Annotated in this window: 20 protein-coding genes and 1 pseudogene; 16 read left to right on the forward strand and 5 right to left on the reverse strand. The window is 62.8% G+C overall.

The window, feature by feature from the left end; genetic code table 11:
* The 3 genes and pseudogenes from D0T11_RS06795 to D0T11_RS06805 all read left to right on the forward strand — a co-directional run.
* A pseudogene (locus D0T11_RS06795) lies at positions 1 to 120 on the forward strand (IS5/IS1182 family transposase); the annotation flags it as partial.
* Between the two features lie 132 nt (positions 121 to 252).
* On the forward strand, positions 253 to 981 hold the full coding sequence (locus tag D0T11_RS06800) for a 2-C-methyl-D-erythritol 4-phosphate cytidylyltransferase (protein ID WP_119655030.1): 729 nt from the start codon (positions 253 to 255) through the stop codon (positions 979 to 981).
* 128 nt (positions 982 to 1,109) lie between these two features.
* Positions 1,110 to 1,907 carry an enoyl-CoA hydratase-related protein gene (locus D0T11_RS06805; RefSeq protein ID WP_119655031.1) on the forward strand — a complete coding sequence of 266 codons (798 nt, stop codon included), beginning with the start codon at positions 1,110 to 1,112 and terminating at the stop codon, positions 1,905 to 1,907.
* A 68-nt stretch (positions 1,908 to 1,975) separates the two neighbouring features.
* On the opposite strand, the gene D0T11_RS06810 is transcribed toward D0T11_RS06805, so the two are convergent.
* On the reverse strand, positions 1,976 to 2,833 hold the full coding sequence (locus tag D0T11_RS06810; protein WP_119655032.1) for a hypothetical protein: 858 nt from the start codon (positions 2,831 to 2,833) through the stop codon (positions 1,976 to 1,978).
* Positions 2,834 to 3,025: 192 nt separating this feature from the next.
* Here D0T11_RS06810 and D0T11_RS06815 point away from each other — a divergent pair, with 192 nt between their 5' ends.
* The 4 genes from D0T11_RS06815 to D0T11_RS23555 all read left to right on the forward strand — a co-directional run bounded on the left by D0T11_RS06815 (position 3,026) and on the right by D0T11_RS23555 (position 4,475).
* On the forward strand, positions 3,026 to 3,604 hold the full coding sequence (locus D0T11_RS06815) for a DUF4142 domain-containing protein (protein WP_119655033.1): 579 nt from the start codon (positions 3,026 to 3,028) through the stop codon (positions 3,602 to 3,604).
* 41 nt (positions 3,605 to 3,645) lie between these two features.
* A complete protein-coding gene (locus tag D0T11_RS06820; RefSeq protein ID WP_119655034.1) occupies positions 3,646 to 3,879 on the forward strand; it encodes a hypothetical protein in 234 nt (77 codons plus the stop codon).
* 61 nt (positions 3,880 to 3,940) lie between these two features.
* Entirely contained in the window at positions 3,941 to 4,342 is a 402-nt protein-coding gene (locus D0T11_RS23550; RefSeq protein ID WP_119655035.1) for a DUF4142 domain-containing protein, read from the forward strand.
* On the forward strand, positions 4,335 to 4,475 hold the full coding sequence (locus D0T11_RS23555) for a DUF4142 domain-containing protein (RefSeq protein WP_380284218.1): 141 nt from the start codon (positions 4,335 to 4,337) through the stop codon (positions 4,473 to 4,475). The genes D0T11_RS23550 and D0T11_RS23555 overlap by 8 nt, the downstream gene beginning before the upstream one ends.
* Before the next feature lie 220 nt (positions 4,476 to 4,695).
* Here D0T11_RS23555 and D0T11_RS22040 read toward each other — a convergent pair whose 3' ends face one another.
* Complete coding sequence (locus D0T11_RS22040; protein WP_147374556.1) at positions 4,696 to 4,914, reverse strand: hypothetical protein; 219 nt, start codon at positions 4,912 to 4,914, stop codon at positions 4,696 to 4,698.
* A gap of 105 nt (positions 4,915 to 5,019) precedes the next feature.
* Complete coding sequence (gene uvrA, locus D0T11_RS06835) at positions 5,020 to 8,157, reverse strand: excinuclease ABC subunit UvrA (RefSeq protein WP_245990662.1); 3,138 nt, start codon at positions 8,155 to 8,157, stop codon at positions 5,020 to 5,022.
* Positions 8,158 to 8,429: 272 nt separating this feature from the next.
* Here uvrA and D0T11_RS06840 point away from each other — a divergent pair, with 272 nt between their 5' ends.
* Entirely contained in the window at positions 8,430 to 9,134 is a 705-nt protein-coding gene (locus tag D0T11_RS06840; protein WP_119655037.1) for a hypothetical protein, read from the forward strand.
* Between the two features lie 110 nt (positions 9,135 to 9,244).
* A complete protein-coding gene (locus tag D0T11_RS06845) occupies positions 9,245 to 9,730 on the forward strand; it encodes a hypothetical protein (RefSeq protein WP_119655038.1) in 486 nt (161 codons plus the stop codon).
* 74 nt (positions 9,731 to 9,804) lie between these two features.
* Here D0T11_RS06845 and D0T11_RS06850 read toward each other — a convergent pair whose 3' ends face one another.
* Positions 9,805 to 11,424 (reverse strand): FAD-dependent oxidoreductase, encoded by a 1,620-nt coding sequence (locus D0T11_RS06850; protein WP_182888281.1) that lies wholly within the window; start codon positions 11,422 to 11,424, stop codon positions 9,805 to 9,807.
* Between the two features lie 193 nt (positions 11,425 to 11,617).
* Between D0T11_RS06850 and D0T11_RS22475 the strand changes: the two genes are divergently transcribed.
* The 3 genes from D0T11_RS22475 to D0T11_RS22045 all read left to right on the forward strand — a co-directional run bounded on the left by D0T11_RS22475 (position 11,618) and on the right by D0T11_RS22045 (position 12,666).
* Entirely contained in the window at positions 11,618 to 11,761 is a 144-nt protein-coding gene (locus D0T11_RS22475; protein WP_182888282.1) for a hypothetical protein, read from the forward strand.
* Between the two features lie 102 nt (positions 11,762 to 11,863).
* Positions 11,864 to 12,112: a hypothetical protein gene (locus D0T11_RS06855; protein WP_119655040.1), complete on the forward strand. Its 249-nt coding sequence runs from the start codon at positions 11,864 to 11,866 to the stop codon at positions 12,110 to 12,112.
* 56 nt (positions 12,113 to 12,168) lie between these two features.
* A complete protein-coding gene (locus D0T11_RS22045) occupies positions 12,169 to 12,666 on the forward strand; it encodes a hypothetical protein (protein WP_147374557.1) in 498 nt (165 codons plus the stop codon).
* Between the two features lie 90 nt (positions 12,667 to 12,756).
* Here D0T11_RS22045 and asnS read toward each other — a convergent pair whose 3' ends face one another.
* Complete coding sequence (gene asnS / locus D0T11_RS06860; protein WP_119655041.1) at positions 12,757 to 14,163, reverse strand: asparagine--tRNA ligase; 1,407 nt, start codon at positions 14,161 to 14,163, stop codon at positions 12,757 to 12,759.
* Between the two features lie 249 nt (positions 14,164 to 14,412).
* On the opposite strand from asnS, the gene rpoN reads away from it, so the two are divergent.
* The 4 genes from rpoN to D0T11_RS06880 all read left to right on the forward strand — a co-directional run bounded on the left by rpoN (position 14,413) and on the right by D0T11_RS06880 (position 20,875).
* Positions 14,413 to 15,996 carry an RNA polymerase factor sigma-54 gene (gene rpoN / locus D0T11_RS06865; RefSeq protein WP_119655042.1) on the forward strand — a complete coding sequence of 528 codons (1,584 nt, stop codon included), beginning with the start codon at positions 14,413 to 14,415 and terminating at the stop codon, positions 15,994 to 15,996.
* Positions 15,997 to 16,209: 213 nt separating this feature from the next.
* A complete protein-coding gene (locus D0T11_RS06870; RefSeq protein ID WP_119655043.1) occupies positions 16,210 to 16,407 on the forward strand; it encodes a hypothetical protein in 198 nt (65 codons plus the stop codon).
* A 65-nt stretch (positions 16,408 to 16,472) separates the two neighbouring features.
* Complete coding sequence (locus D0T11_RS06875; protein WP_147374558.1) at positions 16,473 to 17,114, forward strand: hypothetical protein; 642 nt, start codon at positions 16,473 to 16,475, stop codon at positions 17,112 to 17,114.
* A gap of 149 nt (positions 17,115 to 17,263) precedes the next feature.
* The gene (locus D0T11_RS06880) at positions 17,264 to 20,875 is read left to right on the forward strand and encodes a PAS domain S-box protein (protein WP_119655045.1); all 3,612 of its coding nucleotides are present in this window, start codon (positions 17,264 to 17,266) and stop codon (positions 20,873 to 20,875) included.
* The last annotated feature ends 22 nt before the right edge of the window (positions 20,876 to 20,897 follow it).

Raw genomic sequence — 20,897 nt, forward strand, 5'->3', positions numbered from 1 at the left:
TCTTGGCTCAACCGCTTCCGGCATCTGCTGATTCGCTGGGCCAAAAAACCGGAGAACTACTTGGCCATGCTCCACTTTGCCTGTGCGCGCATTACGTGGTACAATTGTCTTTTTGGCTGACCCTCATTCCCTATTCGGATAGACTCTTAGTGCTGCTGACTGAAACAGATTGCGCCGGATGCTGCTTTTACTAGTGGCATCCGGCGTTTTTTGTGGCCGTTGCCTTACTTGCGCTTCCACTCTGCTCTTAATATGAACGAGTCCCGGCTCCCCACTTCCTCCGCTCCCCAGTATCCCCGCTACGCTATCATCGTGGCCGGGGGCAGCGGCACGCGCATGGGCACCGACCGGCCCAAGCAGTTTCTGGAGCTGGCCGGCGAGCCGGTGCTCCTGCACACGCTGCGGCGGTTTGCGGCCCCGGCCCTGGGCATTCGGGAGTTGATACTGGTGCTACCGGCGGAACAGTTGGGTACCTGGCAGGAGCTATGCGGGCAGTACGGCATCAGTATTCCGCATACCGTGGTGGCGGGTGGGGCAACGCGCTGGGCCTCCGTGCGGGCGGGCCTCAACCAACTGGCTGGGGCGGATCCAGGCGTGGTGGCCGTCCACGACGGCGTACGTCCCCTCACCCCGCCAGGCGTGATTGAGGCCACGTACCAAGCCGCCCGCAACCACGGGGCGGCTGTGGCGGCCGTGGTGCCCAAAGACTCGGTGCGCAACCTCAGCCAGCAGGGCAGCTACGCCCTGAACCGCGCCCGCCTGCGCCTCGTGCAAACGCCCCAGTGCTTCGACCTGGACCTGCTGCGCCGGGCCTACCAGCTGCCGGAGCTGAGTACGTTCACCGATGACGCCAGCGTGGTGGAGGACCTGCACCCCATTTCCCTGGTTGAAGGCGACTACCGCAACCTCAAAATCACAACTCCCGAGGACCTGTTTGTGGCGGAAGCCTTGCTGCGAATGAGGGATTCGGTAACTGATTGAGTTGTTTTTGACCGGATGACTGAGCATGGTGGTTCACCCGCCGGGGGACTGGCCCGGGCAGGTCGGTGGCACTCAGGATGACAGACGGTATATTTACCCACCCATTCACCGAGTTACTCCCTCGCTTTATGTATTCCTGCCTGCTCTACGAAGTGCGCCCCGACGGCGTCGCGACCATTACTCTCAACCGCCCGGACGTATTTAACGCCTTCAACGACGCCCAGAGCTACGAGCTCCAGGACGCGCTCAAGCAGGTGGCCCGCGATGCCAGCGTGCGCGCCGTGGTGCTAACGGGGGCCGGCCGGGCCTTCTGCTCGGGCCAGGACCTGAAGGCCGCCAAGGAGGCTGAAGCCGCCGAGGGGCAGCCCCGCTCCTTCTACGATTCGCTGCACCAGCGCTACAACCCCATCATCCGGGCCATGCGCGCCCTGCCCAAACCCCTGATTGCCCGCCTCAACGGCGTAGCGGCCGGGGCCGGCTGCTCCCTGGCTCTGGCCTGCGACGCCATCGTGGCCTCCTCCGACGCCTCGCTGATTGAAGTGTTCATCAATATTGGGCTGGTGCCGGATTCGGGCTCGTCGTGGTTTCTGCCGCGCCTGGTGGGCACGCTCAAGGCCTTCGAGCTGTGCACGCTGGGCTCCAAGGTAACGGCCGAAGAGGCCTTGCGCCTGGGCCTCGTGAGCCAGGTAGTCGCCCCCGATCAGCTCGATGAGGCCACTTACGGCCTGGCCGCCCGCTACGCCGCCGCGCCCACCAAATCCATCGGCCTCATCAAGCAGATGCTCAACAAAGCCAGCGCCGCCACCCTGGACGAAATGCTGGACTACGAAGCCCACTGCCAGCAGATTGCCGGCGAATCGGACGACTACCGCGAGGGCGTGCAGGCGTTCCTGGAAAAGCGCAAGCCCGAGTTCAAGGGCAAGTAAAAGCGGTCATTCCGACACTCTGCGCACCATGCGCAGAATGTCGGAATGACCGCTTTATAACGATCCGCCTACAGTCGGCGGCCGACCTGGATGGTGCGCGTGACGCCGTTCACCGTGATGGAGGCCAGGTTGTCGCAGGCCTGAGTGCCGGTGGGGTCGTAGTTGAGCAACAGCTCCTTTTCCTTTGAGGTCAGCACTTTCACCGTGCCCGCCACGAAGGTACGGGCGCAGCCCGGCTGAAGCTTCTTGATAAGCGGCTGCTGAATGGTGGCCGTGTAGCTTACGCCCTTGCGGTTGGTGCCCGCCATCTGGCCCGTCACGCTGTACTCATCATCGGCAATGGTGCGGGTGCCGAAGCCGGCGGTGCGGGTGTATAGGCGTTGCGAAGTCCAGCTGTGGGTGCCGGCCGAGGTAGCTACGCTGGCATTCTGCACGTCGAGGCTCCAAGAGCCCTGGCCCAGGTTGCTGATGGTACGGGTGCCGGTGTGCTGGTTATCGTTGCGGAAGTAGTTGACCAGCGTCACGGTTACCGCGCTGCCCTGCTGGCGGTATGGGCCGCTAAATACGGCCACGATTTTACCCCGCCGGGCCACCCCGTTCGGACCCGCGCAATTGGTGGTCCCAAAATCGAGGGTCAGTGTGCGGGTGGGGGCATCGTAGGTGCGGGTGGCGCACCGGCCGGCCACGCGCAGCAGGTCGTCGGATTCGGCGGCGGGGCTCCCGGTTACGGCCGCATCGGTGGGCGAAGCGGCATCGACCAGGTCGGCCACGGTGGCGTTTTCATCCTCCGCCAGGCTCTGGTCTTCGGCCGATACGGCTAGGTCGGCGGCCTGGGGCTGCTCGTTGGTTTTGTCGCAGGAGGCGAGTAGCAGGGAGGAACCGGCCAGGGCGGCCAGGCTCAGGGTGCGGAGTGCAGAGCGTTTCATGGGAAGTGGGGAATGAGCGTGAAGACAAGTGAAGACAGCGGCGGGAAAATCGATTTTCGGGGGTTGGAGGCGGCAGCGGCGGGAGAGTTTAATGAGCATGGGAACTTTTTTTACAAAATGCCCCCCGAACCCCGTCCGGCTAGGCGCGTATAGTTCCGAATAGCTTTTTCCCCTTTCCAATTCCCTGATCCTATGCCTATTTCCTACCGTGCCTGCGCCCTGTTGCTGCTACCCTGGTTGGCCGCCTGCTCGGGGGGCGAAAGCAACAAAGACCCCATCTTCGACGCCAAATTCCAGAACGAAAAGCGAATCGGGCAAGAAAATGTCACGAAGCGCCAGATCAAAGATGCGGAGTTCGTGGTGGAAACGGCCAGTCGCAAAATGGAGCTGCTCGAAATCAGCCAGATTGCCCAGCGCAAAGCCGCCTCAGCCGATGCGCGCTACGCTGCCCAGAACGTCATCAACCAGACCAACGGCCTGCTGACGGTCCTTAAAACCCTGGCACAGCAGAAAAATCTGGTTTTGCCCACCGGGCTGGGCGAAAGTCAGGCTGAGCAGGTAGGCGAACTAACGGCCCTCAACGATACGGCCTTCGACCGGAAATACGACGAGTTGCTGGCCAAGCTGGTCGATCAGGACAGTGACCAGAACGAGAGCATGGCCAAGGATGCCTACGATGGTGATATCCGGCAAGCAGCCACCCGGCAGCTAACCGTTTTGCAGGACCTGAAACGCGCCTCCGAAGCACTGCACGACAAGCTCAACCCATAAAGTCACGCATGCTGTCCCATTCTCCAAAACGTTCTGACTCTATGAAACCTCGCTTTTTCTCCCTCCTTCTTTTTAGCGCCGGCCTCACGCTGGCCAGCTGCAACACCGACCAACGCACCGATGGCACCGCCGGCGAAGCCGTGAGCGACATGAATGCCGCCGCCGCCGACGGGGGCGTTCAGGCTGATGCCGTAGTCATCGACAATGATGCCGGCCCCACCGTGAGCGCCGACGCTGACTCCCTTGCGGCCGCTGACTCCCCTGGGGCTCAGTAGCCAGAACAGCCAACGCCGCCACCGCCCTGCTTTCCCTCTGCCTAACCCCTTCTTTGCCGGTATGAAACGCACGCTTTTGCAGCAGGCGACGGCCGCCGCCCTGCTGACCGCTACCGCCTCCTGCAACAATTCCGATTCGGTGGAGCAGGCCCAGCAGCAGAATGAAGCTCGCGACGACGCGGCTACCGCTGACACCAACATGGGCGACGTAGAGCAGGAAGGCATGGACTTCGATACCGAATTCATAACCCACGCCGCCAGCGGAGGGATGCTGGAGGTTGAACTCGGCACGGCCGTGGCCGCCAATGCGGCTTCGCGCGAGGCCAAGGAATTCGCCAACCAGATGGTCAGTGACCACTCCAAAGCCAACGCCGGATTAAAATCCCTGGCTGCGCAGCAGCATCATTGTACTGCCCACTACCCTCAGCGACGACCATCAGAAGGTGCTCAAAGACGTGACTGAGGAAAAAGGCCTCGATATGGACAAGGAATACCTTAGGAAAATGGTAAAGGACCACGAAGAGGATGTGCAGGAATTCACGGAAGCTTCCGTGAAAGCCTCCGACCCGGCTATCAACGCCTTTGCCACCAAGTAGGTACCCGGGCTGAAGCATCACCTGGAAATGGCCCAGCAAATGAGCGTCTCCCTCAAAAACCGCAAGTGATATTCGGTTTTCCTTGAATAAAGAAAGCGGCCGTGCTGGATAGCACGGCCGCTTTTTAGTGTACATATGCTTCTACGGCCCGTGAGTTGCGGGCTGACTACCCGGCCGGTGGGACGAACGAGCAGAGCCACAACCTACGCCGTTCATGACGCTAACGGTGAACCGTCAGGGCCTCGGCTGGAATGGAAGTGGTGGTTGCCGTCAGGTTTTTCTTCATCGACGCCTGGTTGCCGGCTGCCGGCTGAGCAGGCGTTGTGGGTGGCTGAATAACCGCTTCAGGAGCCAACGCGGTAGCTTTGGAAACGGCCGACTCAGGTGGACCAACGAAAATAGCAATGGCCAGCAAAACCGGGAACACAAGAACTTTCATACGGGAGGGAAATAGGACGAAGGGCTTAAACTACTAAACTCCCGGAGGTTTATCAAGTGCTGAAATCCCCCGGGAGTTAAATTATAGTCGAATCGCCCTATTCTATTATTCCGCAGCTCCGGCGTAGCGGCTCATTTTCAGCTCTTCGGCCAGGAAACGGCTGGTATGGCCCTTACCCGACTTGGCCACCTGCTCGGGCGTGCCCTGAGCTACCACGGAGCCCCCCCCGGCCCCGCCCTCGGGCCCGATATCGATGACGTGGTCGGCTACCTTGATCAGGTCCAGGTTGTGCTCGATGATGAGAACGGAATTGCCTTTATCCACCAGTTTCTGGAGCACCACCGAAAGGTGGTTGATGTCCTCGAAGTGCAGGCCGGTGGTGGGTTCGTCGAGGATGTAGAACGTTTTGCCGGTATCCTTCTTGCTGAGCTCAGTGGCCAGCTTCACGCGCTGGGCCTCCCCGCCCGAAAGCGTGGTAGCCTGCTGGCCCAGGGTGAGGTAGCCCAAGCCTACTTCGTTCAGGGTCTGGATTTTGCGCAGAATGCGGGGCTGGAACTCGAAGAACTCCACGGCCTTTTCCACCGTCATGTCGAGCACGTCGGTAATGGACTTGCCCTTGAAGCGCACTTCCAGGGTTTCGCGGTTGTAGCGGCGGCCTTTGCAGGTTTCGCAGGGCACGTGCACGTCGGGCAGGAAGTTCATCTCGATGCTGCGCATGCCGGCTCCCTCGCAGGTTTCGCAGCGTCCGCCCTTCACGTTAAAGGAGAAGCGCCCCGGCCCGTAGCCCCGAATTTTGGCCTCGGGCAGGTTGGCGAACAGCTGGCGGATTTCGGTGAACACGCCGGTGTAGGTGGCCGGGTTGGAGCGCGGCGTGCGCCCAATCGGCGACTGGTCCACCTCAATTACCTTGTCGATGAAGTCCAGCCCTTCAAGCTTATCGTAGGCCAGCGGCTCGCGCTTGGCGTTGAAGAAGTGTTGGTTGAGAATAGGGTAAAGCGTATCATGAATCAGGCTGGATTTACCCGAGCCCGACACGCCCGTAACGGCCACCAGCTTGCCCAGCGGGAACTTGACGGTCACGTTTTTGAGGTTGTGGCCCTTGGCGCCCTTCAACACCAGCTCGTTGCCTTCGCCGGCCCGCTTCTTCTTGCGCAGCTCAATGTGCTTCTGCCCACTCAGATATTGCGAGGTGAGGGAGCCGGAGGTAAAGATTTCGGCGGGCGTACCCTGGGCCACAATCTGGCCCCCGTGAATGCCCGCGCCGGGACCGATGTCGAGCACGTGGTCGGCGTGCAGAATCATGTCTTTGTCGTGCTCCACCACAATCACCGAGTTGCCCAGGTCGCGCAGGTGTTGCAGGGCCTTGATAAGCCGCTCGTTGTCGCGCTGGTGCAGGCCAATGCTGGGCTCATCCATGATGTAGAGCACGCCCACGAGCTGGGTCCCGATTTGGGTAGCGAGGCGGATGCGCTGGCTTTCGCCGCCCGAAAGCGTCCGCACCGAGCGGTGTAGGTTCAGGTAGTCGAGGCCCACTTCGAGCAGGAAGCCGATGCGCTTGCGGATTTCCTTGAGCAGCTCCCGCGCAATCAGGTTTTGGCGCTCCGAGAGCCGGTCTTCCAGCCCCTCAAACCACACGGCCAGCTCGTTCAGATCCAGCACCGATAGCTGCCCAATGTGTTTGCCGGCAATTTTGAAATGCAGGCTTTCCTTTTTGAGCCGGTAACCGTGGCACTCGGGGCACTCCTGGGCCTGGGTATACTGCTGAATCCACTCCCGGATGTTGTCGGATTCCGATTCCATCTGGCGGCGCAGAAACGGGATGATGCCCTCGAAGGGCTCGGTGTAGTTGGCCTTTTTGGGGTCGGCGTCCTCGTCCTCGGGCACGCCGTAGAGCAGGCGGTTCACCAGTTCGGCGGGCAGCTTCTCGATGGAGGTGCTCAGGGAGGCCTTGTTCTTCTTGAGAATCAGGCCCAGCTGCTGGAAAATCCAGATGTCGCGGTACTCGCCCAGGGGCGCGATACCGCCGCGGCTGATGCTGAGCTTCTTGTCGGGCAGCACCGTTTCCTCCGTTATTTCCTGCACCTGGCCCAGGCCGTTGCAGGTGGGGCAGGCCCCGTAGGGCGAGTTGAAGCTGAACGTGTTGGGGGCCGGGTCATCGTAGGCAATGCCGGTCACTGGGTCCATCAGGAAGCGGGAGAAGAACTGGGTATTATCTTTCTTCTGGTCGGCGTCGAGCACCAGCATGGTGCCTTTGCCCTGGCCGAGGGCGTTCTGCACCGAGCCTGAGAGCCGAAACCGGTCCTCCTCCTTCACCACCAGCCGGTCAATCACGATTTCGATGTCGTGGATTTTATAGCGGTCCACTTGCATCTTGGGCGTGATGTCGAGCAGCTCCCCATCCACGCGTACCTTGGTAAAGCCCAGCTTGGCCACCTGCTGAAACAGCTCACGGTAATGGCCCTTGCGGCCCTTCACCACCGGGGCCAGCACCGCCAGTTTGCGGCCGTCGTACTCTTTGAGGATGTAGTTGATAATCTGGTCGTCGCTCTGCCGGATCATTTTCTGGCCCGTGGCGTAGCTGAAGGCTTCAGCAGTGCGGGCGTAAAGCAGGCGCAGGAAGTCGTAAATCTCAGTGGTGGTGCCCACCGTGGAGCGGGGGTTGCGCGAGGTGGTTTTCTGCTCGATGCTGATCACTGGGGACAGGCCCTCAATCTTGTCCACGTCGGGCCGCTCCAGCCCACCCATAAACGAGCGGGCGTAGGCCGAAAACGTTTCCATGTAGCGGCGCTGGCCCTCGGCGTAAATCGTATCGAACGCCAACGACGACTTGCCCGAGCCCGAGATGCCGGTAAACACCACCAGCCGCCCGCGCGGAATCTTCACCGAGACATTTTTGAGGTTGTGCTCCCGGGCACCATACACCTCAATGTATGGCGCTTCCAGGTCGGCGGGGCCGAGGAGCTGGCCGCTGATGCGGGCCTGATTTTCCAGCACGGCCTCGCTCACCTGCTCGTGGCGCGGCACGGCCTGCACGGCAGCGGTGCTGTGGTGGTTGGTGCCATCGGCCACGGCGGCGGCGGTCGGTTTTGGGCGGGTAGCTGCTTTGGTAGGTTTGGCGGGCTTCGGAGCTTTCGCCGCTGGCTCCGGTTTCGGGTCAGCCAACGCCAGGCCTTCGGCCTTGGGCACCTGGGCGGCTTTGGGAGCAGGAGACGTAGCGGAAGCGGCGGTTGTTTTCTTGGCCATGCGGCAGCGGAGCGGATAAGTCTGCAAAAGTACGTAAAACGCGCCCGGCAGGCTACTCCCAATAGTTTATTTACCAGTTGTTTTAGTGCCAACTGCCTAGGAAGTATACCCGGCCGGAGCGCGAGCAGGTGGCCTGTAACAAGTCTGCCCCCGGAAAGGTCCCGCTGCCCACCCAAGTTGACGCGTAGCCCGCTGCCGGCCGCAGCTGCTCAGCCATTTATGGTTCGGCTTTTGCGTACGGGGCAGGCACACCGCCTTTAGCTCCTGAACTCATGAACACTTTGCTCAAATCGGGTCTGACGCTGGCCCTGGGTCTGCTGCTCTGCGGCAGCGCGGCGCAGGCGCAGGTCGCCGTTTACGCCGGCTCACCCTACCAGGGGCCAGTTGCGCCGCCCAACGTGCAGTACTACTACATTCCGGAAATCGACGGCTACTACGACCTCTACGCGCAGTCCTACCTGTTCTACGATCCGGCCTACGGGGCCTGGGTCAGCTCGCCGGTACTGCCCCGCCCCTACGCCAGCTACGATCCGCGCTTCTTCCACCCTCTGGCCATTCCGTACGTGGGCCGACAGCCCTGGAGCTACCTGCCCGACCACCGCGCTTACTGCGGCCGCTGGGGCGTGCAGCCGGGGCGTTACTACGGCTCCCGGTGGCCCGGCCACGGCTACGCGGTGGCCCCGCACAGCCGCTATGGCCCGGCCTATTACGGCCACCGCCCGGCCTATGGCACCTCCGGCCACGCCCGCCAGCACGATGAGGACCGCGACAACCGGGACGGGAATTATGGCCGCCAGAGCCGCGACGACCGAAACGACTATGATAACCGGCGGGGCAGCAGCAGCCAGGAGGGCCGCCAGGACCAGGGCCGTTCCGAGCAACGGGGCAATGCCGGCTCTGCCGGCAACGGGCAGCCGGAACAACACATTCAAAACAACCGGGGGCAGCAGCCTTACAACGGCCGGCGCGGCCGATAACTTCCAGGCCCCGGCCCCAGCCTAACTAAACCGGCAACGGCGCGTTAAGGGCCGCAGCTGCAACAAGCTGACGGCTCTGCTAATTTTCTCTTCTTACCCCACTTCCCACCATGACTTTACTACCCAAATTCGCCTTTGCGGGCTTGCTCCTGCTGTCCGTAGGTAGCCTCACGCAACCCGTTCAGGCCCAGGTGACCATCAACGTAAACCCGCCTTCCTGGGGACCAGCCGCCCCGGCCGGCACGCAGTATTATTATATCCCGGAAGTAGGGGGCTACTATGATCTGCGCGACCAGCAATACGTTATTCTGCGGGAGGGCAAATGGAAGAAGGCCAAGGTTGTGAGCGGCTACTCCACCAGCGCCTTTCATCCGGTTGTCATCAACTACGTGGGTGCCCAGCCCTGGGTGCTTATCAGGGAGCACAAGGTGAAATATCCGAAGGGCGGCCACCCCCACGGCTTGCCGCCCGGCCAGGCCAAAAAAGCCCGGGTAGTGTATGCTACGCCCGTCGGCCAGCCGGTATATGTGGTGGAAGGCAAAGGCAAGGGCAAGGACCACGACAAAGGCAAAGGGCACGGCAAGGGCAAGCACTAACCGGCCTGCTTCCCCGTAGCAAAGGCGGTTTCTCTTCGTGAGAAACCGCCTTTTTCTTGTTTGTTGCGGCTGCTTTATCCCAGCAGGGCGGCCCAGTGAAGCTTGCGGCGGGCGGCCGTGGGCGTGGGCATCCGGCCGGCGCGTAGCAAGGCTTCGATGACCATCATATCATCGTCGCGGCCCATGGCGGCGGCGGCTACCAGGCGGTTTTGATGGGCATAGAGGGCTAGGAAATTCTGGCGGCGCACGTCGCCGTGGAAGATAATTTCGTCCCACCCGGGGGCGTGGCCCGCGTAACGGAGGCTCTTGCCGTATTGCTGGGTCCAGAAGAACGGCACTTCGGCGAAGGCAGCTTCCTGGCCCAGCATGTTGCGGGCCGCGCAGGCTCCCTGCTGCTGGGCCACCCGCCAGTGCTCGATGCGGTGCTGACCCAGGCCGGCCGCCAGCGGAAAAAGCGCCACATCGCCGGCCGCGTACACGTGCTCGGCCGCGCACAGGCAGGCATCCACGCGCAGGCCACCGTCTTTTTCCAGCTCGAAGGCGTGTTCCAGAAAATCGGTGGCGGGCCGCACGCCCACGCCCAGCACCACCAGATCGGCGGACAGGCGCTGGCCCGAGGCCAGGCGCACGGCCGTTACGCGGCCGTCTTCGCCTTCCAGGGCAGTCACTTCGGCTTCGGCCTTAAAGCGCACCCCGTGGCGGCGGTGCAGGTTGCGGAACATGGCCCCGATTTTCGGCCCCAGCACCCGCTCAAAAGGCTCTTTCCCCTGGGCAATAACGGTGATGTGGCGCTTCCCATCGGCCAGGCTCGCGGCGACTTCCATCCCAATAAAGCTGCTCCCAATGACGACGACCCGCTCCGCTTTGGCAGCCGCCTGCCGGAGCTGGTCGGCATCGGCGGCCGAGCGCAGGGGCAGCACGCCGGTCAGGTCGTGGCCGGGGAGTTTGGGCAGACGGTTGGGTTGGGAGCCGGGGGCCAGCAGCAGCTTGTCGTACTTCAGCGGGTCGCGGCCGCTCAGTTTCAGCTGGCGGGTATGCAGGGTGAGGCCCGTGGCCCGGGTATCGGTCAGGACTTCGATGCGGTGCTGTTCGTAGAAACCAGGCTGGCGCAGTGGTAAAGCACTTTTATCGGCTTTGCCGGCCAGGTAGGCTTTGCTGAGTTTGGTGCGGTCGTAGGGCGCGGCGGCCTCGCTCGTGACCAGCACCAGGCGTCCGCCGAAGCCTTCGGCGCGCAGCGTCTGGGCCGCGAACTGCCCGGCCGCGCCGCCGCCCACCACCACGAACGTGCGCTCGTCGGGGGCGGCGCTGCTGAGAGGCGGCGCGGTGCCGCCCACCAGGGCGGTGGGCGTAGCATCGGGGCTGGCGGCAGCGGCGGCCGGTCTGGCGGGCAGCGTGACCCAGATTCGCCCCTCGGCCACGCGCACCGCGTAGCTGGGCAGGCTGTCGAGGGCCGGGGGCTGGCAGAGGTGGCCATCGGTGACGCGGAAACAGGCATGATGCCAGGGGCAGACGAGCTGGTCGCCGATGAGGCGGCCTTTTTCCAGCGGCGCCCCGTAGTGGGGGCAGTGGGCGGCCAGGGCCAGGTATTGCCCCGCGCGGCGCAGTAGCAATACATCGGTATCGGCGGCGGAATAGGTGCGCATTTCGCCGTCCTGGAGGGCGTCGGCGGGGGCAAGGTCGAATTCGGAAGGCATAAGGCAGAGGGCAGAAACGGGCGTAGCGGATGCTTTGCCAACGCAGACCAGGAAAGCCAGGTTGTGCCGGACCTTCCTGCTGCCAACGCGCCGTATATCCTTTCCGCACTCAATCCGTTCACGCCCGCCTGTCCCAAGTCCGCCATCCACCCATCCGGCTCTCTGGGCCGGCCTGCGCGTGGGCAACCCCTGCGTGTTGGTATACCGGGCGCCCGGCACCTCCGCCGAGTGCCGCGTGCAAGGCGTGGTGGCCGGCCTGCGCCGCCGGGGCCTGGTGGAGTACGTGTGCCTGGCCGACGGCTGCGAACTGCGCCTCGACTGGCTGGTAGCGGGATGAACCGCCCGGAGCGGCGGGCGGGTTGAGCCGCCCGCCGCTCCGGGCGGTTCATCCCGCTGGCTGGTTTGCCCGTAAAACGGTTTTCCACCAATTTCCCCCGCCATGTCTGCTACCTATCAACCCATTAGCTGCTCGTTCTACGACGAGCTGGAGGCCCGCGCCACCAACGGCCAGCCCTGCACGCTCACCTACCGCACCGAGCCCGACACCCCACCCAGCACTTACCACGGCATCATCCAGGACCTCTACATCCAGGAGAAAATAGAATACCTGCGCCTCGCCGACGGTTTCGAGCTGCGCCTGGATAACCTGCTGGCCGTGGATGACAAGGAGTTGCGGAATTACTGTTGAGAGAACATTTTATCTTATAGATTGCTCCCCTCCCTTGGCAGGCTATCTGAATACGCATGAAATATATCTATCTGACCCTCATAGCAATATTTACTCTTTCCTCCTGTTCTGAGCCGCAGCAAAACCGGAAATACCTGTACGATTTGCGGTTGTTAGAACAAGTTCGGTGGTCCGGGGACCATTTAACGCCTATTCCCGACTCTTTTGCCACTCTGGTCACTGTACAAGCAAAGCATGGAGCATCAACACGCTATAGATGGTCGGCCCAGGGCAGAGAAAGGTTTGGCGCACTCATCCAAAATCCTTCTGGCACCTTACCGGTACAATTATCTGACAGCCTTTATTATTTGGTTCAACAGGCTTTTGCTAATATTCCAGCTGATTCGGACGAGCATCTCAAAGCCGTAGTTGAATCATCCGATAACACAGCCCGCAAAATAGAAATCAGCACATTCGATGAGCATACGAAGGCTGCTTTAACAGATGGTAATGCTGGACAACATACCAACGTAATCCTCTTCTTACTCAAACAGTCAAAGAAGCCTGACTTATAAGTTATAACCACAATGGCCACCCCTTCACAGGAGCGGCCATTGTCATAAAGCATCAGCGCAATCAACGCCTAATCAGCGCAAATTCAGTCCTTAAAATTCCGCGCTGCCGGGGAAGCGGGGAAAGGGAATCACGTCGCGGATGTTGGCCATGCCGGTGATGAACAGGATGAGGCGCTCGAAGCCCAGGCCGAAGCCAGCGTGGGGCGCGGTGCCGTACTGGCGCAGCTCCAGGTACCACCACAACTCGTGCTCGGGCACCTGCATGGCCGCCATGCGGGCGCGCAGCTTGGTCAGGTCCTCTTCGCGCTGGGAGCCGCCGATGATTTCGCCGATGCCGGGGAAGAGCACGTCCATGGCCCGCACGGTTTGCCCGTCGTCGTTGAGCTTCATGTAGAAGGCCTTGATATCCTTGGGGTAGTCGGTCAGGATAACGGGCTTCTTGAAGTGCTTTTCTACCAGGTAGCGCTCATGCTCGCTTTGCAGGTCGGTGCCCCAGTCCACGGGGAACTCGAACTTCTGCTTGGCTTTCTTGAGGATTTCCACGGCCTCGGTGTAGGCCAGGCGCTGGAAGTCGTTGTCGACCACGAATTGCAGGCGGGTGAGCAGCTCCTTGTCGTACTGCTCGTTGAGGAATTTGAGGTCGTCCTGGCAGTGAGCCAAAGCGTAGCGCACGAGGCTCTTGAGGAAGTCCTCGGCCAGGTCCATGTTGTCCTGGAGGTCGTTGAAGGCCACTTCGGGCTCAATCATCCAAAACTCGGCCAGGTGGCGGGCGGTGTTCGAGTTTTCGGCCCGGAAGGTGGGGCCGAACGTATACACTTTACCCAGGGCCATGGCGGCCACCTCGGCCTCCAGCTGCCCCGATACGGTGAGGTTGGTTTGCTTGCCGAAGAAATCCTGCGCGTAATCGACGCCCGCCTTGTCCTCCGTCAGGGGTGGGTTCTGGTCGGGTAGGGTCGTCACGCGAAACATCTGGCCCGCGCCCTCGGCATCGGAACCCGTGACGATGGGCGTGTGCACGTAGCAAAAACCGTGGTCGTTGAAGTACTGGTGCACGGCAAAGGCCATGGCGTGCCGGATGCGCAATACCGCCCCGAACGTGTTGGTGCGGGGGCGCAGGTGGGCAATTTCGCGCAGGAATTCGAGCGAGTGGCCCTTCTTCTGCAGTGGGTACGTGGTGGGGTCGGCCGAGCCGTAGACCGTGATTTCGGTGGCCTGGATTTCCACGGCCTGGCCCTTGCCCTGGGAGGCCACCAGCTGGCCGCGTACAGCAATGGCGGCCCCGTTTTCCACGCCTTCGGCCCGCAGCTTTTCTTCCGGAAACTGCTCGGCGTTGGCCACCACTTGAATGGAATTGAAGCCCGAGCCGTCGTTGAGGGCGATGAACTGCACGTATTTGTTGCCGCGGCGGGTGCGCACCCACCCTTTCACCAGCACCTCACGGTCGAGGTCTTGGCTGCGCAGCAGGTCCTGCACGCTGGTTTTTCGGAGGTCAGACATGGAAGTAGTCGTATTTGAACTGTAAAGGTAGGACTGTAGCGCGAACCGCAGAACAGGGAGCACCCTGGGTTTCGGGGCAAACATCCCCACGGCTTCATTCCGGCAGATGCGCGGCCGAGACTTGGCGCTGCTTCCCACACACTTCGGCCCGCGCCCCAACTTTTTCCCCCAAAACCAAGTACAGAAAGGCCTATATTTGACCTAACTTCCCCGTTTCCTAACCCGGCGGGGCGTACCGTTTTTTAGCGTATGCAACGACTGGACATGAAGCAGCTTCTCTCGCAGAAGCTGAGCCCCCAACAGATTCAATTTATCAAGCTGCTCCAGATTCCGACGGCGGAGCTGGAGGCGCGCATTAAAGAGGAACTGGAAGTGAACCCGGCCCTGGAAGAAGGCGAGGAAGAGCCGGAGGATGAGTTCGACGACCTCGATAGCGACGACGGGGACGAGGAGTTCGACGACCCCGATGCCGAACTCGATAACCCCGACAACACCCTGGACGAGGATTTCGACGGGGAGCAAAGTGAGGAGCAGCCCGAAGTAGAGCTGCCCGTGAAGGAGGAAGTACCCGAGGTTGCCGAATCGTCGTCGGAATCCGATGACCTGGATTTGAGCGACTACCTCAACGACGACGAAATCGCGGGCTACAAGATGCAGGGCGACGGCCCGGGCGAGGACGAGGACGATCGGGAAATGCCCTTGGCCGACACCAGCGGCTCGCTCATGGACAGCCTGCTCAGCCAACTGGGCTTCTCCAGCCTCGATGAGTACCAGAAGACCATCGGCCGCCAGCTCATCGGCTCCATCGACGGCGACGGCTACATCCGCCGCGACCTGTCGGCCATTGCCAACGACCTGGCTTTCTCGCAGAACCTGGAAGTAGCGGTACCCGAAATTGAGGGTGTGCTGCGCGTCATCCAGACCTTCGACCCGGCCGGTATTGCCGCCCGCGACTTGCAGGAATGCCTGCTGCTGCAACTGGAGCGCCGCCCCTCCGATGAGACGGTGGAGCACGCCGAGCACATTCTGAACGACACGTTTGAGGAGTTCACCAAGAAGCACTACCAGCGCATTCAGCAGAAGCTGGACCTGGAAGACAACGAGCTAAAGGAGGCCATCGGCCTGATTCTCAAGCTCAACCCCAAGCCCGGCGGCAGCGGGCCGGTGGGTGGGGGCAAGATTCAGTACATCATCCCCGACTTTTTGCTCAGCCACGACAACGGCCAGTTCAACCTCACGCTCAACACCCGCAACGCCCCCGACCTGCGGGTTTCGCCGGCCTACACCGAGATGTTCCGGGCCTACGACAAGGCCTCCAAGAAGGACAAGAAAATGAAGGAGGCCGTTACGTTCGTCAAGCAGAAGCTGGACTCGGCCAAGTGGTTTATTGATGCCATCCGCCAGCGCCAGAACACGCTGCTGCGCACCATGGACGCCATTGTGCGCTACCAGCGCGAGTTTTTCGAGGAGGGCGACGAGAGCAAGCTGCGGCCCATGATTCTGAAAGACATTGCCCTGGAAATCAGCATGGACATCAGTACCGTGAGCCGGGTGGCCAACTCGAAAGCAGTGCAGACGGAGTTCGGAATTTATCCGCTCAAGTACTTCTTCTCCGAAGGCATTGCCACCGACTCGGGTGAGGATGCCAGCTCGCGGGAGGTGAAGTACATCCTGAAGGAAATCATTGAGGGCGAGCAGAAGAAAAAACCGCTTTCCGACGACAAGCTGGAGAAGATGCTCAATGCCCGCGGCTACAACATTGCCCGCCGCACGGTGGCCAAGTACCGCGAGCAGCTCAACATTCCGGTGGCCCGCCTGCGCAAGGAGCTTTAAGGCGACGTACGGCATGTACTTGCGGCGGCCCGGGCTGAAATCCCGGGCCGCTTTGCGTTAGAAGCAAATGCCCTTCGCGGGGTAGCGGCGGCCGTTGGCGGGGGAAGCGGCGACGTTCGGCGAAGTGCCGCGTGGCGGGCAATCCGGCCGGGGAAAGCGGGGCGTAAATTGAAGCCTAACGCCCGCTTTTCACACACCTTGCCCCCCGTGCTCATGTCGCTGCTTCGTACGATTCTCACCGTTTCGCTCTTCTCATTGCTGCTGGCCGTGCTCGGGGGGCCGCTGGTGTTGCGGGCGGCCACGGGGCCAGCCCGGCGGCAGCTGGAAGCCGCCCCGAAAGCCGTTCGCCTGGACGCGGGCAGCCTGCGGCCCTTGGCGGCGGCGCCCGCCCTAGGAGGCCAGCCTTCCTGACCTCGCCGGACCGAATGGGCACCCTGACGTATCTTCGCCAGGTTCCGTCTCTATTTTCCGGCCCCGTGTCCCGATTTCCGGCGACGGTACTGTCCGCGGTGTTTCATCCGCTGCTGGTGCCGTCTTACTTGTTTTACGTGGTGTGCTACCAGCTCCCGGGGGTGCTGATGCAGCCGGCCCTGCCCGAGCGGTGGCTGGTGCTGGCCGTGGCGGGCGGCTTCACGCTGGTACTGCCGGCGCTGGCGACCGGCCTGCTGGTGTACCTGGGCTTGGCCGACTCGGTGGAGCTGCGCGCCCGGGAGCAGCGCGCCTGGCCCCTGTTGCTGGCCGCGCTCAGCTTCGGGGCCGCCGCCTGGCTGCTGCACCGCCCGGCCTTGTTCGACGCCCTGCTGTTTGAGATGATGGCCGGCATGAGCCTGGCGGTACTGCTCACGTTTGGCATCACGCTCCGCTGGAAAATTTCGGCTCACGGCGTGGGCATGGGCGGGGCGCTGGGCCTGCTGGGGCTGCTGCACCTGAGCGGCAGCGCCGGGCTGCCGGGCGTCTGGTGGCTAGTGGGCACGGCCGCGGTGGCCGGAGCCGTGGGTAGTGCCCGGCTGGCGCTAAGCGCCCACACGCCCGCGCAGGTGTGGGCCGGCCTGGCACTGGGGCTGGGGTTGGTGGCCGGCCTGGGCCTGGGCCTGAGTCTGGGCCTGAGTCTGGGGTAGGCGCGGCGGCGCGGCGCAGCGGCCGGCCCCGATTTTTGGGGCCGCCGAAACTACGTTATCTTCCGGCTTCGTAGGTTGCCTGCGCTCCCGCGTACTTGCGGGGGCGGGCCTTTTAGCCGGCCCTGCCGTTCCATCCTTATCCCGCCGCTATGTCTTCCACCGCCTCCACCCCGCCCACGCCCGAATCGTTGGTGGCCGAACTGGAACAGGAGCGCCGGGGCCGGCTGGCGGCCGAGGTGCAGGTCCAGACCTTGCGCCGCCACCTGGTTTCCACCCAGCGCACCGTGGGCCGCCTCACCGACAGCATCACGCGCCTGACCCAGAACCTGCGCGTGGGGGTGCTGGTGGCCCACCAGAACGGGATGGTGGCCCTGCTCAACCAGGAATTCTGTGACCTGTTTGGGGTAGAGGAAATGCCGCCTTTGGGCATGCTCGACCACCCGGTGCAGCCCGTGCTGGAATCCCTCATCGCCCACACCCGCCGGCCCGAGCTGACCCGCCAGCGCCTGGAGAGCATGCGCCAGGCCGATCAGCGGGTGCTAGGCGAAGACCTGGAGCTGGCCGACGGCACCGTGCTGGAGCTGGACTTCATTCCGCTCAACGGCCAGGATGAGCTGGTGGCGGCCGGCTACATGCTCTCCTTCCGCGACGTTACGCAGGCCCGTCGCGCCGAGCAGTACCTGCATTCGCTGTCCCGTCTTCCGGGGCAGAACCCCAACCTGGTGCTGCGCCTGCACGCCGATGGCCGCCTGCTCTACAGTAACCCCGCCGCCGACACCCTGCGCCAGGAATACCTCAACCCCCGGCGCCAGCCCGAACTGGCCGGCCAGCTCTACCAGGCGGCCCTGGAGTCGCTGGCGACCAACCGGCTCACCCAGCGCGAGGTTCAGTTCGTGGACCAGTGGTTCCAGCTGGCCATTACGCCCTTCGAGGATGACCAGTACGTGAACCTGTACTTCACCAACATCACCCCGCTCAAGGAAGCCGAAAAGCGGCTGGTGGAGCAGCAGCAGTTCTACGAAACGGTTCTCAACCAGCTCCCGGCCGACGTGGCCGTATTCGATGCCGGACACCGTTACCGGTTCGTGAACCCGGCCGCCATCGGCAACGCTGAGCTGCGCCAGTGGATTATCGGGCACGATGATTTTGAATACGCCACCTACCGCAACCGCTCCGACAAGATGGCCCGCGACCGGCGTGCCCGCTTCGAGCAGGCCATCCGGCAGCGCACGGTGCTGGCCTGGGAGGAGCGCCTGAAAACCCCCACGGGGGACCGGCTGGCGCTGCGCCACATGCAGGCCGTATTCGACCCCACCACGGACGAGCTGCGCATGGTCATCGGCTACGGTATTGATATTACCGAGCGCCACGCGGCCGAGGAGCGTCTGCGCCAGCGCGAGGCGGAGCTCCAGGAAAACCAGGCCTTCGTGCGGGCCGTGGTCGATACCACGCCCAACATCATCTGGGCCACCGACGGGCGGGGCAAGGTGCTGTTCAGCAACCGCGCCTTCGACGACCTGATCAAGCAAAGTGCCCACCGGGAGCCCGGCATCGCCCCCAACAGCCGGGTGGCCGCCGAAGCCCAAGAGTTCATTATTTCCGACGACTACGTGCTGACGACCGGCCGGGAGCTGGTGAAGGAAACTACTTACACCCTGCGCGACGGCACCGTGCTGGACCTGCAAACGGTGAAGCGCCCGTTGTACCGGGGCGACGGCAGCCTGAATGTGCTGGGCGTGAGCACCGACATCACGGAGATGAAAAAGGCCCGGCAGACCCTGGAAAACAGTGCCAAGCAGTACCGCGACCTGATGCACTACTCCCAGGCCCTGATCTGCACCCACGACTTGAACGGCGTTCTGCTGTCGGTGAACCCGGCGGCGGCCCAGCTGGTGGGCGTGGTACCCGAAATGCTGATTGGCCGAACCCTGCATCAGGTGATGAGCCCCAACCTGCATTCCAAGCTCGACCTGTACCTGCAACAGTCGCGGGAGCAGCAGGCAATAACCGGCCTGATGACGCTCAACGGCCCCGATGGACGGCTGCATCACCTCATCTACGACAACTACCGGGTAGAGGAACCCGGCGAGGAGCCCTACGTGATTGCCTACGGCCAGGAAATAACGGAGCGCATCCAGGCCGAGCAGGAGCTGGTACGGGCCAAGGACGAGGCCGAAAATACGGCCCGGGCCAAGGAAAACTTTCTGGCCAACATGAGCCACGAAATCCGGACGCCCATCAACGGCATTCTGGGCATGGCCGGGCTGCTGGCCAAAACCCCGCTCGACGAGTCGCAGCAGGAGCACCTGCGGATTCTGCGCAACTCCGGCCGCCACCTGCTCACCGTCATCAACGACGTGCTGGACGTGGCCAAGATCGAGGCTGGCAAGCTGGAAATGGAGCGGGTCCCGTTCGATATCTGCCAGTCGATTAAAGAAAGTGTGCAGACGCTGGCCTACCGGGCCGAGGAAAAGGGCATCGACTTCCGCCTCAAGCCCCTGCAACTGCCCCGGCCCATCGTTATCGGCGACCCGGGCCGCCTCAACCAGATTCTGCTCAACCTGCTCAGCAACGCCGTCAAGTTCACCAACCGCGGTTCGGTGGAGCTGGGCGGCCGCCTGCTGCACGAAACCGAGGACGAAATCGGCATCGAGTTCTGCGTGCGCGACACGGGAATCGGCATTTCGGCCGACAAGCAGGAATCCATTTTCGAAAACTTTTCCCAGGCCTACGCCGACACGTCCCGGCGCTTCGGTGGCACGGGCCTGGGCCTGACCATCAGCCGCCGCCTGGTGCAGCAGATGGGCGGGCGCATGTGGGTGGAAAGCGAGGAGGGCCAGGGCAGTACGTTCTTTTTCAGCCTCACCCTGCCCAAAGGGGGCGCCACGCTGCCTACCGTCGTGCCGCTGCCCAAGCCCGATTACACCGTTCTGCACCACAAGCGCGTGCTGCTGGTGGAAGACCACCCCGTGAACCAGCAGCTGGCCGTGCTCATTCTGGCCGGCTGGCAGGTAGAAACCCACGTGGCCTCTGATGGCACCGAAGCGCTGGAGCAGCTCGAAGCTCGCCTCTACGACGTGGTGCTGATGGATATTCAGATGCCCGGCATGAGTGGCCTCGACGTAACCCGGCTGCTGCGCCAGCACCCCGACCCGGCTCGCGCCAACACCCCCGTTATTGCGCTTACGGCCAACGTGATGCGCTCCGACAACGAGATATACCGCGCCGCCGGGCTCGACTATCTGTCGAAGCCCTTCGAGGAAGATGACCTGTTTCGCAAGCTGGAAGCCAACCTGCGGCCGGTGCCGGTGGCCCAGCTGGAACAGCAGCCCCCGGCCCCAACTCCGGCCGCCCAGGTGCCGCTGCCGCTGGCGGCCGAAACCCCGGCCCCGGCACCCGCCGAAGAACCGCTGTTCGACCTGAGCCGCCTGCGCGACATGGCCCACGGCAGCACCATTTTCATGCAGAAAATCATCGGCTCTTTTCGTACCCACACGCCGCTGGTGGTGGCGCAGTTGCAGGAGGCGGCCGCCGCCGCCGACTGGCCTGCGGTGGGCGCCCTGGCCCACAAGCTCCGGCCGTCGTTGCAGTTGCTGGGCATCGAGGCCACCTACGCCGCCGTGGGGGTGCTGGAGCCCTTCTCGCGCCCTGAACCGGCCCCCGCCCCCCGCCCCGATACCGAGCTGCTCGTCCTCACCCAGCAACTAACCACCACCCTGACCGCCGCCGTGGAGCAGCTCGGCAACGCCCGGGTGGAATAGGTGAAATGGTGAGGTGGTGAGT

This window comes from Hymenobacter rubripertinctus (genome assembly GCF_003583925.1).
Taxonomy (GTDB): domain Bacteria; phylum Bacteroidota; class Bacteroidia; order Cytophagales; family Hymenobacteraceae; genus Hymenobacter; species Hymenobacter rubripertinctus.

Coding starts and splice junctions, on each gene's coding strand:
- D0T11_RS06840 (WP_119655037.1), top strand. CDS start 8,430: ATGAACACTTTGCTCAAATCGGGTCTGACGCTGGCCCTGGGTCTGCTG.
- D0T11_RS06850 (WP_182888281.1), bottom strand. CDS start 11,424: ATGCCTTCCGAATTCGACCTTGCCCCCGCCGACGCCCTCCAGGACGGC.
- D0T11_RS06805 (WP_119655031.1), top strand. CDS start 1,110: ATGTATTCCTGCCTGCTCTACGAAGTGCGCCCCGACGGCGTCGCGACC.
- D0T11_RS22040 (WP_147374556.1), bottom strand. CDS start 4,914: ATGAAAGTTCTTGTGTTCCCGGTTTTGCTGGCCATTGCTATTTTCGTT.
- D0T11_RS06855 (WP_119655040.1), top strand. CDS start 11,864: ATGTCTGCTACCTATCAACCCATTAGCTGCTCGTTCTACGACGAGCTG.
- uvrA (WP_245990662.1), bottom strand. CDS start 8,157: ATGGCCAAGAAAACAACCGCCGCTTCCGCTACGTCTCCTGCTCCCAAA.
- D0T11_RS23550 (WP_119655035.1), top strand. CDS start 3,941: ATGAAACGCACGCTTTTGCAGCAGGCGACGGCCGCCGCCCTGCTGACC.
- D0T11_RS06800 (WP_119655030.1), top strand. CDS start 253: ATGAACGAGTCCCGGCTCCCCACTTCCTCCGCTCCCCAGTATCCCCGC.
- D0T11_RS06820 (WP_119655034.1), top strand. CDS start 3,646: ATGAAACCTCGCTTTTTCTCCCTCCTTCTTTTTAGCGCCGGCCTCACG.
- D0T11_RS06810 (WP_119655032.1), bottom strand. CDS start 2,833: ATGAAACGCTCTGCACTCCGCACCCTGAGCCTGGCCGCCCTGGCCGGT.
- asnS (WP_119655041.1), bottom strand. CDS start 14,163: ATGTCTGACCTCCGAAAAACCAGCGTGCAGGACCTGCTGCGCAGCCAA.
- D0T11_RS06880 (WP_119655045.1), top strand. CDS start 17,264: ATGTCTTCCACCGCCTCCACCCCGCCCACGCCCGAATCGTTGGTGGCC.
- D0T11_RS06815 (WP_119655033.1), top strand. CDS start 3,026: ATGCCTATTTCCTACCGTGCCTGCGCCCTGTTGCTGCTACCCTGGTTG.
- D0T11_RS06870 (WP_119655043.1), top strand. CDS start 16,210: ATGTCGCTGCTTCGTACGATTCTCACCGTTTCGCTCTTCTCATTGCTG.
- rpoN (WP_119655042.1), top strand. CDS start 14,413: ATGCAACGACTGGACATGAAGCAGCTTCTCTCGCAGAAGCTGAGCCCC.
- D0T11_RS22045 (WP_147374557.1), top strand. CDS start 12,169: ATGAAATATATCTATCTGACCCTCATAGCAATATTTACTCTTTCCTCC.
- D0T11_RS06845 (WP_119655038.1), top strand. CDS start 9,245: ATGACTTTACTACCCAAATTCGCCTTTGCGGGCTTGCTCCTGCTGTCC.